The organism is Amycolatopsis sp. NBRC 101858, assembly GCF_030269325.1.
GTDB lineage: Bacteria > Actinomycetota > Actinomycetes > Mycobacteriales > Pseudonocardiaceae > Amycolatopsis > Amycolatopsis ponsaeliensis.
In genome coordinates this window covers 236,503-248,902 of record NZ_BSTD01000002.1, presented here as the reverse complement: position 1 = coordinate 248,902, position 12,400 = coordinate 236,503, and the positions used below count along the sequence as shown (strand labels likewise).

The following is a 12,400-nucleotide window of genomic DNA, read 5'->3' as shown; positions in this document are numbered from 1 at the left end:
TCCGACAGGGAGGTGGGCGGTGTCCTCGAGCACGGAACCCCGGCGCGTGACGATCCACGACGTCGCCCGGTCGGCCGGCGTCTCGCGGCAGACCGTGTCGCGCGCCCTCAACGACAAGGCCGAGATCGACGGCTCGACCAAGCAGCGGGTCCTCGATGCCGCGCGGGAGCTCGGGTACCGGCCGAGCCGGTTCGCGCGCGGGCTCGTGCGGCAGGACACCACCACCATCGGGCTCGTCGTGCCCGACCTGCTCAATCCCTTCTTCACCGAAGTCGCCTCCGGCGCGCTCCAAGCGGCCCGGGCGCGCGGCTGGCACGTCGTCGTCTACGACACCGCCGACGACGTCGAGCAGGAGCTCGCCACCCTGCGCGTCATCGGCACCCAGGTCGACGCCGTGGTCGGCTACTTCAGCCGCTCCGACGAGGACCTCGACCGCTTCACCCCCGGCATCCCGGTGGTCCTGATCGGCCGGGAGCCCCGCACCCCGCGGTTCAGCGGCATCTCGATCGACGGCGAGGATGGCGTCCGCGAGGCCGTCGCCCACCTCGTCGGACGCGGCCACCGGCGGATCGGGATGCTCGACCACGACCGCCGGCCCGAGCCCAGCATCCGGCAGACCTGGTTCCTCCGCGCCGCCGCCGAGCACGGCATCGCCGTCGCGCCCGGCTGGATCGCGCGTGCCGCCCAGACCGTCGACGGCGGTGGCGCGGCGCTGTCCACCCTGCTCGCCGCGCACCCCGACGTCACCGCCGTGTTCGCCTTCAACGACGTGATCGCCATCGGTGCCCTGCGCGAGGCCCGCCGGTTCGGCCTGCGGGTGCCCGGCGACCTCGCGGTCATCGGCTTCGACGGGCTGGCGCTCGGCACCCTGGTCGAACCGGAGCTCTCCAGCGTCGCGATCGACACCCGCACGCTGGGCGCGCTGGCCGTCGACCAGGCGGCACGGCTCGTGACCGGGGCCGCGCCCCTCGAACCCGCCGAGCTGATCGTCCGCGCCGCGCTCCACCTGCGCGAATCCGCCTGATCCCTTGACACCCGGACCGGCCGCCGAGCACACTCCCGAGCAATCCGTGAACGTTCACGGGAGCGTTCACGGGCACGCGCCCGGAGGGTCCTCGATGACGCTGACTCGACGAAGGTTCCTGACCGCGGCGGGGCTGAGCGTGGCGGCGCTCGGCACCGCCGCTTCCTGCACGAGCCCGACCACCGCCAACCCCGGCAAGCTCACGCTCTGGTCCACCAGCGGCGGCCTCGCCGACTCCGTCGTCGCCGACGCTCGGCAACGGTTCGGTGAGCTGTACCCGTCCCAGGTCAGCGGCCAGCTCAAGCAGCGGCTCCTGGCCGCCCTCGCCGGCGAGGCGTACCTGCCGGACATCACGATGCTCGGCGACGACATCGCGACCTACTTCGCCGACACCGCCCACTTCACCGACCTGCGGTCCGTGGGCGCGGACGCCGTCGAGGACCAGTACCTGCCCTGGAAGTGGCAGGCCGGCACCAGCCCGGACGGTTTCCAGCTCGGCTTCCCGATCGACATCGGCCCCGCCGCCCTCTACTACCGGCACGACCTGTTCGCGCAAGCCGGCTTCCCCAGCGAACCGGACGACGTCGCCGCGGCCGTGCCGACCTGGGACGCCTACTTCGACTTCGGCCGCCGCCTGCAGGAGAAGCTGCCCGGCCGGCACCTGATCACCGACACGAAGACCGTCTACACGTACTCGATGGCGCAGGAGCCGCAGAAGTACTTCACCCGCGACAACGCCTACCTCGGCGACGCCCCGCAGGTCCGCCGCGCCTGGGACCGCGCGCTCACCGCGTTCCGGTCCGGCCTGACCGCGGGCTACGCCGGTTCGCAGGACCCGGGCAGCTCGGTCGAACGGCACGCCGCCTGGAACTCGGGCAAGGAGCTGAGCTTCGTCAACGCGTCGTGGATCGTCGGCGAGCTCAAGAAGTCCGCGCCGGGCACCGCCGGGAAGTGGCGAGTCTGCCGCGCTCCCGGCGGCGCGGGCAACCAAGGCGGCTCGTTCCTGGCGATCACGAAGTACTGCCCGCACCCGGAGCGGGCGTTCGAGATCGTCCGCTGGCTGCTCTCGCCGGAGAACCAGCCGCGGTCCTACCTCGAAGCGGGCCTGTTCCCGACCAGCCCGGCGGCGTTCACCGACCCGCGGCTGCTCGCGCCGGAGCCGTTCTTCGGCGGCCAGGCCACCATGGCCGTGCTGGGCAAGGCGGCCCGCGAGATCCAGCCCGCCTACTTCAGCCCGTGGGACATCGCGATCAGCGACACGTTCACCGACGAGCTCACCAACGTCGAACTCGCCGGGAAGGACCCCGGCCAGGCCTGGGACGACGCGCGCCGGACCGTCGAACGGCTGCTGACCCGGCAGGGGGTGCTCTGATGGCGACGCTCACCCGTCCCGAAGCGCCGGCTCGCGTGAAGACTCCCCCACCTCGCCGACGGCTCAAGTACCTCCCGCAGTACCTCGCGATCTCGCCGTTCTTCGTCCTCTTCGCCGTCTTCGGTCTCTACCCCGTGCTGTACTCGCTCTACCTAGCGCTGCAGCGCTGGGACGGCGTCGGGCCGATGAAGTTCGTCGGTCTGGGCAACTTCCAGTTCCTCGTCACCGACCCGGTGTTCTGGGACTCGATCGGCAACACGCTGGTCATCTGGGTGATGTCGACGATCCCGATGACCGCGCTGGCCCTGCTGATCGCGGTCGGGCTGCACTCCTCGATCCGTTTCAAGGGCGCGTTCCGGATCGCCTACTTCCTGCCGAACGTCACCTCGATCGTGGCGATGTCGCTGGTCTTCGGCTCGATCTTCAGCAGCGAGTTCGGCATCCTCAACTGGTTCCTCGGCCTGGTCGGCATCGACCCGGTGCAGTGGCTGACCGACCCGTGGGCGATCCGCGCCGCGATCTCGATCATGATCGTCTGGCGGTGGGTCGGCTACAACGCGATCATCTTCCTGGCCGGGCTGCAGGCGCTGCCGTCCGACGTCTACGAGGCCGCGCGCGTCGACGGCGCCGGCCCGGTGCGGACGTTCTTCCGCATCACGCTCCCGCTGCTGCGCCCGGTCCTGCTGTTCTCCGTGGTGATGTCGGCGATCAGCGGGCTGCAGATCTTCACCGAGTCGCAGATCCTGCTCGGCAACCGCGGCGGTCCGGACGAAGCCGGGATGACCATGGTCCTCTACTTCTACAACAACGCCTTCGTCAACAGCGACTTCGGCTACGGCGCCGCGATCGCGTGGGGCATCTTCGTCGTCGTCGCGCTGTTCGCGATCCTCAACTGGCGGCTGATCCAGCGCCCGGGCTTCCTCAAGGCGGGCCGATGACCACGACACGAGCCGGCCGGGTCGTCACCTACACGGCGTTGACGATCGGTGCCCTGATCACCCTCTTCCCCTACTACTGGCTCGTCGTGATGGCGTCCAACACGACCGCGGACATCTACTCGTCGCCGCCGACGTGGACGTTCGGCGGCGAGTTCTTCCACAACATCGGGCAGGTGTTCGCGAAGATCGACTTCTTCGGCTCGCTGCTCAACACGCTGCTCGTCGCGGTCGTGACGACGCTGCTGGTGCTGTTCTTCGACTCACTCGCCGCGTTCACCTTCGCCAAGTACCGCTTTCCCGGCAGCTCGCTGCTGTTCGGCACCGTGCTGGCGACGTTCGTCGTGCCGACGCAGCTCTCGGCGATCCCGCAGTTCACGACCATGGCGCACCTCGGCTGGGTCGGCGACCTCAAGGCGCTGATCGTGCCGGCCGCGGCCAACGCGTTCGGCATCTTCTGGATGCGGCAGTACGCGCAGACCGCGATCCCGGACGAGCTCCTGGAAGCCGCGCGGATCGACGGCTGCGGCTTCTTCCGCACCTACCTGACGGTCGGGCTGCCGGTGCTGCGCCCGGCACTCGCGTTCCTCGGCATCTTCACGTTCGTCAACGCCTGGAACGACTACCTGTGGCCGCTGGTCGTGCTGATCGACTCGAACCACGTGACGCTGCAGGTCGCGCTCTCGCAGCTCAACGGCCTGTACGTCAAGGACTACAGCGTCGTCATGGCGGGCACGCTCGTGGCGATCGTGCCGCTGATCGTCGTCTTCGCCTTCGGGGCCCGCCACTTCGTCCGCAACATCGCCGCCGGTGCCCTCAAGGGCTGAGAGGACTCCATGTCGTACGTCGAAGACCCGGGCCCCGGCCACGGTTCGGTGCCCCCGCGCGCGGCCTTCACCTCCGACGCCCCGTCGCTGTCCCTGAACGGCACCTGGCGGTTCCGGCTCTCGCCGAGCCTCGCGGCCGCCCCGGATCCGGTCGAAGCCGACGACTCCACCTGGGCCGAGCTGCCGGTGCCGTCGCTGTGGCAGCTGCACGGCCACGGCGAGCCCGCCTACACGAACGTGCACTACCCGTTTCCGGTCGATCCGCCGCACGTGCCGTCGGAGAACCCGACCGGCGACCACCGGCGGCGGTTCGACCTGCCCGCCGGATGGCCGCCCGGGTCTGCGCTGCTGCGCTTCGACGGCATCGACTCCTGCGGCCGGATCTGGCTCAACGGCACCGAACTCGGCGTTACGAAGGGCAGCCGGCTGCCGTCGGAGTTCGAGGTCGGGCCGCTGCTGAAGCCACGGGACAACATCCTCGTCGTCCGCGTGCACCAGTGGTCGGCCGGCAGCTACCTCGAAGACCAGGACATGTGGTGGCTGTCCGGGATCTTCCGGGCCGTGACGCTGCTGGCGCGGCCGTCCGGCGGCATCGGCGACTACTGGGTCCGCGCCGACTACGACCACACGACCGGGCTGGGTACCGTCCGCGTCGAGACCGGCGCGGACGTCGTGCTGGACATCCCGTCGCTGGGAGTCGCGGGCCATCCGGCCGGTGAGCCGCTGGAGCTGCCCGTCGAGCCGTGGAGCGCCGAGACGCCGCGCCTGTACGACGGGACGCTGTCCACTGTGGCCGAACGGGTGCCGGTGCGGATCGGCTTCCGGACGGTGACCATCGAGGACGGGCAGCTCAAGGTCAACGGCCGGCGCCTACTGCTGCGCGGGGTGAACCGGCACGAGCACGACCCGCACACCGGGCGCGTCGTCTCGCGCGAGACCGCGCTGGCCGACGTGCTGCTCATGAAGCGACACCACGTCAACGCCGTCCGGACCAGCCACTACCCGCCGGACCAGGCGTTCCTCGAGCTGTGCGACGAGTACGGCCTGTGGGTGGTCGACGAGTGCGACCTGGAGACCCACGGCTTCGGACCGCTCGGGTGGGACCGCAACCCGAGCGCCGAGCCGATGTGGACGAACGCCTACCTCGACCGGATGCGGCGAACGGTCGAGCGGGACAAGAACCGGCCCAGCGTGATCGTCTGGTCGCTGGGCAATGAGAGCCACACCGGGGAGAACCTGGCGACGATGGCGGAGTGGGTGCGCCACCGCGACCCGACGCGGCCAGTGCACTACGAGGGCGACCACGACTGCTCCTATGTGGACGTCCACAGTCGCATGTATGCGTCACCCGACGAGGTCGAGCGGATCGGGCGCCGCGAGGACGACAACGCCCGCCGCCGCGACCTGCCGTTCGTGCTCTGCGAGTACGCGCACGCGATGGGCAACGGGCCGGGCGGGCTGCTGGAGTACCGCGAGCTGTTCGAGCGGTACCCGAACTGCCAGGGCGGGTTCGTGTGGGAGTGGATCGACCACGGTCTGGCCGTGCCCGGCCACTTCGCCTACGGCGGCGACTTCGGCGAGTCGCTTCACGACGGCAACTTCGTCATCGACGGCCTGCTCTTCCCGGACCGGACGCCGTCGCCGGGGCTGACGGAGTTCGCGAAGATCATCGAGCCGGTCCGGATCTCCTCGGACCCCTCCGGTGTCCGGATAGAGAACCACCACGACTTCGTCGACACCGGGCACCTGAGGTTCACCTGGGTGCTCGAGGACGAGGGAATCGCCGTCGCGGACGGTGTCCTCGAGGTCCCGACAGTCCACTCCGGACAGAGTGTTTCCGTTGCGCTCCCCTCCCTGCCGACCACCAGCGGCGAGTCCTGGCTGACCATCTCGGCGTCGCTGGCTTCGGCGACGGCCTGGGCGCCCGCCGGGCACGTCGTCGGCTGGGGACAGCTGCCGGTGTCCGCGGCTCCCCCACGGCAGTTGCCGCCCACCCGGGGGCCGGTGTTCCGCACGTCCGGGCAGTTGATCCTCGGGTCCGGCGAGTTCGACGCCGCGACGGGCACCCTGACGACACTCGGCGGGCACCCGGTGCAGGGGCCGCGGCTGGATGTCTGGCGCGCGACCACCGACAACGACCGCGGCTCGTCGCCCGGGCCGTCCGAGGCTTCGCAGTGGCTCGCCGCGGGGCTGCACCGGATGCAGCACCGCGTGATCACGGTCGACGCCGACGGGGACGAGCTGGTGGTGCGCACGCGCGTCGCCCCGCCGGCGCAGCCGTTCGGTCTGCTCGCGGACTACACGTGGACGGCGTTCGACGGCGGCTTGCGGCTGCGCGTGGACGTCACCCCCGACGGTCCTGTGCCGGACACGCTCCCCCGGCTCGGCCTGGCGATGGCGGTCCCGGGCGCGTTCGGCTCGGCGGAGTGGTTCGGCGGCGGCCCGGGCGAGGCGTACCCGGACAGCCGCCAGGCCGCGCGGATCGGGCGGTTTTCGAGCAGCGTCGACGGCCTGCAGACGCCGTACGTCTTCCCCCAGGAGAACGGCAACCGGATCGACGCGCGCTGGGCGAGCTTCACAACCCCATCCGGCGCGGGCCTCCGCATCGAGGGCGACCCGACGTTCGACTTCACGGCGCGCCGCTGGACGTCGGCGGCTCTGGAGGCGGCGCGGCACACGGACGAGCTGAAGTCCGGCGCGCTGGTGCACTTGACGCTGGACGTCGCCCAGCACGGCCTCGGGACGGCGGCGTGCGGGCCCGGGGTGCTGCCGGGGTACCGGCTGGTGCCGCAGAAGACGTCGTTCACGCTGGTCCTGCGGCCCGTGGCGGGTGGTGTCGCAAATTGAGACCCCGGGACGCTCCCGGATGCGGTGTCGTTGAGGGTCCACACGGCCGCAGGACAGGAGCGTCCCGGATGACCTCTTCCACGACGACCCCGACGAGTGCCCGGCAGCTGACCACGCCCGGCGCGCTCGGCTTGGCCGACCTCGTCGCGATCTTCGACGACCTCCAGTTCACCCTCAAGTGCTGCGAACGGCTGGTCACGGAGCTGGCTCACCCGCGGGTGGACGCGGTGGTCGTCGAGGCGCTGTGGGTGTCGGCGCTCAACTCGTACGCCCGGTGTTTCCGCACCGGCGACCGCGGCATGGGCCTGACACTCGACGACGTCAAGGCGACGGAGGTGCCGGGCGAGGTCGCCGAGTGGCACGCGCTGCTCGGCCGGATCCGCGACTTCTCGATCGACGGGCCGGTCAACCCGCGCGAGACGTACTCGGTGGGCGTCTCACAATCCCCGGCCGGCGAAGCCTCGGGAGTGGTCATCACGTCGGCGGTGCAGCCGCTGGTGGACGACGTCACGGTCCGGCAGACCGGGCGGCTGGCCTTCGAGCTGAGCCGTCTGGTGGACGAGCGCATCAAGGAACACCAGGCCAAGGTCTTCGAGGCGGCGTCGAAGCTGACCGCCGCCCAGCTCGCGAAGTTGCCGGCCATCGAGGTCGAGTCTCAATAAGTCTCATTAATGCGTCTCATTATTCGACGCCGGGTAGGTGGCCGGGTAGGTGCCGGTAGATCGTGGCGCGGGAGACCCCCAGCGCCGTAGCGATGTCGGCCGGGGCGTGGCCTGCGTCGTAGAGGCGGTGGGCCGCCTCGATCGTCTCCGGGCTCATCACCGTCGGGCGGCCGCGGCGCGTGCGGGGGCGGCCCTCGGGTTCCGGCGTGGCGAACAGCCGCTCGACGCCGTCGAGGACCGTGGTGCGCAGCTCGTCCACCGGGGCGTCGGCGAACAGGACCACCGGGTCGCTGAGCATCGCGATCGCCTGGGCCGCGCGGACGCGGCCGGCAAGGTCCGCGTCCGGGCCCGCGACCAGGTGGTTTGCCTGGAGCATGCCGTCGCGGAAGCGGTCGAACACCGCCTTCGACGCCGTCAGCCCGAGGTCGCGCAGGTTCATGCGCAGCAGGTAGCGGTGGTCGAGCCACACGTCGAGGAGGCCTTCGATCGCCGCCGCGCGCGGGTCGGCGGCGTCGGCGGCCTTCGTCATGGCCGCTTCGAGGCCGTCCAGGAGCGGTTCGGCCAGCGCCGTCACGATGTCGGCCTTGCCAGGGAAGTGGTACAGCACCGCGGTCTTCGTGACCCCGACGCGTTCGGCCAGCTCCCGCACCGACGTCGCGTGGAAGCCGCGCTCGGAGAACTCCTCGAGCGCGGCCCGCAGGATCCGGGCGCGGGTGTCGTCGGTCATCGCCCGAGCCTAGCCGCTTTCCTGACCGATGGACAGGAGCGTATGGTCGGGACTGACCGATGGTCAGGACCTTGATGGGGGTAGCACCATGACCGAGCAGACCGTACTGATCTCCGGCGCGGGCGTCGCCGGGCCGACGCTGGCGTACTGGCTGGCCCGCGCGGGCTTCCGGCCGACCGTGGTCGAGCGCGCCGCCGGGCTGCGTTCGAGCGGCAGCCCGGTGGACGTCCGCGGGCCGGCCGCGCTCGTCGCCGACCGGATGGGCATCACCGCCGACCTGCGCGAAGCGGGCACCGCCGTGACGTCGCTGAAGTTCGTCGACGACGCGGGGCGGCGGACCGGCCGGGTCGCGATGAGCGGCGACGGCATCGAGCTGCCGCGCACCGACCTCGCGCGGATCCTGCACGACGCCGCCCGCGAAGACACCGAGTTCGTCTTCCACGACTCGATCACCGGGCTCGACCAGGACGAGAGCGGCGTCGACGTCACGTTCGAGCGAGGCGCTCCGCGGCGGTTCGACCTGGTCATCGGCGCGGACGGGCTGCACTCGGCCGTGCGGCGGCTGACGTTCGGGCTCGAGCACGCGTTCGTCGAGCACATGGGCGTCTACATCGCGACACTGCCGCTGGCCGAGCCGCCGGCCGACCGCACGGAACTGGTGATGTACAACTCGCCGGGCCGGGCGGTCGCGGTCCACCCGGCGCGCGGCACCGGGATCGCGGCGTTCATGTTCCGCGGCGACGCCGTGCCGGGGTTCGACCACCGGGATTCGGCGCTGCACAAGCGGATGCTGGCCGAGGCGTACGACGGCGCGGGCTGGCGCGTACCGGAATTGCTGGAGCGCGTCCACGAGGCGGACGACCTGTACCTGGACTCGGTGAGCCGCGTGCGGATGGACCGCTGGGCGTCGGGCCGGATCGCGCTGGCCGGGGACGCGGCGTCGTGCGTGTCCCTCTTCGGCGACGGCTCGACGCTGGCGATGGCGGGCGCGTACACCCTGGCCGAAGAGCTGGGCCGCACCCCGGATGACGCGGCATCGGCGTTCCGTCGGTACGAGAGCGCCCACCGGAAGCTGGTGGAACCCAAGCAGCGCACCGTTTCCACGGCGGCGGCCCTGCTGATCCCGGCCACGCGCGGCGGCCTCGCGGTGCGCAACTTCGGCACGCGGTTGCTCCCGCTGGTCACGGCCGCGCGACGGCTGGTGCCCGCCCGCGCCGCTTAGCCGGGCGTAGGCGACGGGACAGACCTCGAGCACGAACGGGCAAGCTCGGGCAGCGCCCTCGCCTGAGCGTCACGCGCGGAGCATCGGCGGGTAGAGCAGTTCGGCCTTCCCCCGCCGGTACAGCTGGGCCGGGCGGCCGCCGTCGCGGGTGGTCGTGCGGCCGGTCGGCTCCAGCAGTCCCTCCGCGCCGGTCACCTTGCGGTGGAAGTTGCGCGGGTCCAGGCGCGTGTCCCAGACCAGCTCGTACACCCGCCGCAGCTCCGCGACCGTGAACTCCGGGGCGCAGAACGCCGTCGCCAGCGGGGAGTACTCGAGTTTCGCGCGGGCCCGCTCGAGGCCGTCGGCGAGGATCCGGTCGTGGTCGAACGCCAGGTGCTCGCCGCCCAGCGACCGCACCGGGGTCCAGCGGGCTTCGGCCGCGTCGGTGCCCGCGCTCGGGGTCGGCAGGTCCGGCGCCAGCGCCAGGTACGCGACCGTCACGACCCGCATCCGCGGGTCCCGATCGGGCGCGCCGTAGCCGGCGAGCTGTTCGATGTGGACGGTCCCCGGTGCCAGCCCGGTCTCCTCCGCCAGCTCGCGGCGCGCCGCGTCCGAGAGGTCCTCGTCCTCCCGGACGAACCCGCCGGGCAGCGCCCACTCCCCCTCGTACGGCTCGACGCCCCGGCGCACGACCAGGGCACACAGCTCGTCCCCGGTCAGGGTGAGTACGACGAGGTCGACGGTGACGGCGAACGGCGGGTGACCCATGCCACCACCCTACCTCGTAATCGTCAGCTTGACGATTAGGGTCGCCTCCGCATATCGTCACCTCGACGATAAGAGGAGAGATCATGGCTGACATCGACCGCCGCTTCGGGTTCCGGCACCTGCGGGGCGCCCCCACCGTGCACATCCGCCACTACCGCCGCGGCAAGCTCGCGCACGACGGCGTCGGGCTGTCGTTCTGGTACCGGCCGCTGACCGCGGTCGTCTCGGAGGTCCCGGTCGACGACCGCGAGCTGCCACTGCTGTTCCACGCCCGCACGGCCGACTTCCAGGACGTCACCGTGCAGCTCGCGCTGACGTTCCGGATCGAGGACCCGGCGCTGGCCGCGCAGCGGATCGACTTCTCCATCGACCCCGACACCGGGCGCTGGAGAAGCGATCCCCTCGCCCAGATCAGCGGGCTGCTGACGGAGAACGTCCAGCAGTACGCCGTCGAGGTCCTGACCCGCACGCCCTTGGAGACCGCGCTCGTCGACGGCGTCCGGGCGGTCCGCGACCGGATCCGCGCCGGGCTCGCCGAGGAGGACACCCGGCTCGCGCAGACCGGCTCGGCCGTCGTCGACGTCCGCGTCGTCGCCATCCGGGCCGAGCCGGAGGTCGAGAAGGCACTGCAGACGACCGCGCGGGAGAAGGTGCAGCAGGAGGCCGACCGGGCGACCTTCGAACGCCGTGCGCTGGCCGTCGAACGCGAACGCGCGATCGGGGAAAACGAGCTGCAGAGCCAGATCGAGCTGGCTCGTCGCGAGGAGCAGCTGGTGGCCCAGCGCGGGGCCAACGCCCGGCGCCAGGCCGAGGAAGCAGCGGCGGCGAACCGGATCGAGACCGAGGCGCAGGCGTCGCGCAAGGAGCGCCTGACGCTCGTGGAAGCCGAAGGCAAGCGGGCGCTCGGCGAAGCGGAGGCGGCGGGTGAAGCCGCCCGGCTGGCGGCGTACCGCGACCTGCCCGAGGGCGTGCTCACCGGGCTGGCGTTGAAGGAACTGGCCGGGAACCTGCCGGAGATCGACACCCTGGTGCTGACGCCGGACCTGCTCACGCCGCTGCTGACGAAGCTGGGCGTGCGGTCGTGAGCCTCGCCCCGCGCGTCGTGCTGGTGCACCGGCGCACCGAACTCGACGAGCTGCTCGCCCGGCACGGCACGCGCGGCCAGGCTGAGTTCTTCCTGCGCACGCGCGGCCGTGACCTGGCCGAAGTGACCGAGGCGGACGCCGCCGTGCGCGCGGCACTCACCGCGGCCTCCGCCGCGATCCCGCTCGACTGGCGCCGCGGCGAGGTCGAGCGGGCGGACCTCGACCGGTTCCTGTTCACCCCCGAAGACGTCGTCGTGGTGGTCGGCCAGGACGGGCTGATCGCCAACGTCGCGAAGTACCTCGACGGCCAGCCGGTGATCGGCGTGACGCCCGGCGCGCCCGGGGTCCTGGTGCGCCACCCGCCGGCCGCCGTCGCGGACCTCGTGCGGTCCACCGGCGACGTCGAGCACCGCACGATGGCCGAGCTCACCGCGGACGACGGCCAGCGGCTGCTGGCGCTCAACGAGATCTACCTGGGCCACGCCGGGCACCAGACCGCCCGCTACCGGCTGGGGGTCGGTGGCGGGCCGGCGGAGCGTCAGGCGTCGTCGGGGATCCTGGTCGGGACCGGCACCGGCGCGACCGGCTGGTGCGGCTCGGTGTGGCGGGAACGCGGGAGCGGCCTCCGGCTGCCCGCGCCCGGCGAGGCCCGGCTGGTCTGGTTCGTGCGCGAGGCGTGGCCGTCGCCGACGACCGGGACCACGTGCACCGAAGGGGAGCTGACGTCGGCGCCGCTGACGATCGAAGTGGAGTCCGACCGCCTGGTCGCGTTCGGCGACGGCCTCGAAGCCGACAAGGTCGCCCTCACCCGTGGCCAGACGGCGACATTCGTCCCCGCCGCGAAGACGGTCCACCTGGTCCGGTGACGAGCCGGGTCCGGCACACCGAGGGGGCGTGCCGGGCCCGTCCCGGACTGTCCACTTGGTCCGGTGTTCGACTGGGACACAATGCG

The 12,400-nt window shown here is 71.7% G+C and carries 11 protein-coding genes; 9 read left to right on the top strand and 2 right to left on the bottom strand.

Annotated elements, in window-relative coordinates; genetic code table 11:
- Window positions 1-19 precede the first annotated feature (19 nt).
- The 6 genes from QSK39_RS14350 (at window position 20) to QSK39_RS14325 (ending at window position 7,667) form a co-directional block, all read left to right on the top strand.
- Entirely contained in the window at window positions 20-1,024 is a 1,005-nt protein-coding gene (locus QSK39_RS14350) for a LacI family DNA-binding transcriptional regulator (protein WP_285478225.1), read from the top strand.
- A gap of 94 nt (window positions 1,025-1,118) precedes the next feature.
- Window positions 1,119-2,396 carry an ABC transporter substrate-binding protein gene (locus QSK39_RS14345; RefSeq protein ID WP_285478224.1) on the top strand — a complete coding sequence of 426 codons (1,278 nt, stop codon included), beginning with the start codon at window positions 1,119-1,121 and terminating at the stop codon, window positions 2,394-2,396.
- Window positions 2,396-3,334: a carbohydrate ABC transporter permease gene (locus QSK39_RS14340; RefSeq protein ID WP_285478223.1), complete on the top strand. Its 939-nt coding sequence runs from the start codon at window positions 2,396-2,398 to the stop codon at window positions 3,332-3,334. Before QSK39_RS14345 ends, QSK39_RS14340 begins: the two co-directional genes overlap by 1 nt.
- Window positions 3,331-4,158, top strand: coding sequence for a carbohydrate ABC transporter permease (locus QSK39_RS14335; RefSeq protein WP_285478222.1), 828 nt, complete (start codon window positions 3,331-3,333; stop codon window positions 4,156-4,158). Before QSK39_RS14340 ends, QSK39_RS14335 begins: the two co-directional genes overlap by 4 nt.
- Window positions 4,159-4,167: 9 nt before the next feature.
- Window positions 4,168-7,005 (top strand): glycoside hydrolase family 2 TIM barrel-domain containing protein, encoded by a 2,838-nt coding sequence (locus QSK39_RS14330; protein WP_285478221.1) that lies wholly within the window; start codon window positions 4,168-4,170, stop codon window positions 7,003-7,005.
- Window positions 7,006-7,073: 68 nt separating this feature from the next.
- Window positions 7,074-7,667 carry a hypothetical protein gene (locus QSK39_RS14325; protein ID WP_285478220.1) on the top strand — a complete coding sequence of 198 codons (594 nt, stop codon included), beginning with the start codon at window positions 7,074-7,076 and terminating at the stop codon, window positions 7,665-7,667.
- A gap of 19 nt (window positions 7,668-7,686) precedes the next feature.
- Here QSK39_RS14325 and QSK39_RS14320 read toward each other — a convergent pair whose 3' ends face one another.
- Window positions 7,687-8,394, bottom strand: coding sequence for a TetR family transcriptional regulator (locus tag QSK39_RS14320; protein WP_285478219.1), 708 nt, complete (start codon window positions 8,392-8,394; stop codon window positions 7,687-7,689).
- 88 nt (window positions 8,395-8,482) lie between these two features.
- Between QSK39_RS14320 and QSK39_RS14315 the strand changes: the two genes are divergently transcribed.
- Complete coding sequence (locus tag QSK39_RS14315; protein ID WP_285478218.1) at window positions 8,483-9,616, top strand: FAD-dependent monooxygenase; 1,134 nt, start codon at window positions 8,483-8,485, stop codon at window positions 9,614-9,616.
- Window positions 9,617-9,685: 69 nt separating this feature from the next.
- Here the strand turns inward: QSK39_RS14315 and QSK39_RS14310 are convergent, their stop codons facing one another.
- Window positions 9,686-10,363, bottom strand: coding sequence for an NUDIX hydrolase (locus QSK39_RS14310; protein ID WP_285478217.1), 678 nt, complete (start codon window positions 10,361-10,363; stop codon window positions 9,686-9,688).
- An 83-nt stretch (window positions 10,364-10,446) separates the two neighbouring features.
- Between QSK39_RS14310 and QSK39_RS14305 the strand changes: the two genes are divergently transcribed.
- Both QSK39_RS14305 and QSK39_RS14300 read left to right on the top strand, forming a co-directional pair.
- Window positions 10,447-11,448, top strand: coding sequence for an SPFH domain-containing protein (locus QSK39_RS14305; RefSeq protein ID WP_285478216.1), 1,002 nt, complete (start codon window positions 10,447-10,449; stop codon window positions 11,446-11,448).
- Window positions 11,445-12,314: an NAD(+)/NADH kinase gene (locus tag QSK39_RS14300; protein ID WP_285478215.1), complete on the top strand. Its 870-nt coding sequence runs from the start codon at window positions 11,445-11,447 to the stop codon at window positions 12,312-12,314. Before QSK39_RS14305 ends, QSK39_RS14300 begins: the two co-directional genes overlap by 4 nt.
- The last annotated feature ends 86 nt before the right edge of the window (window positions 12,315-12,400 follow it).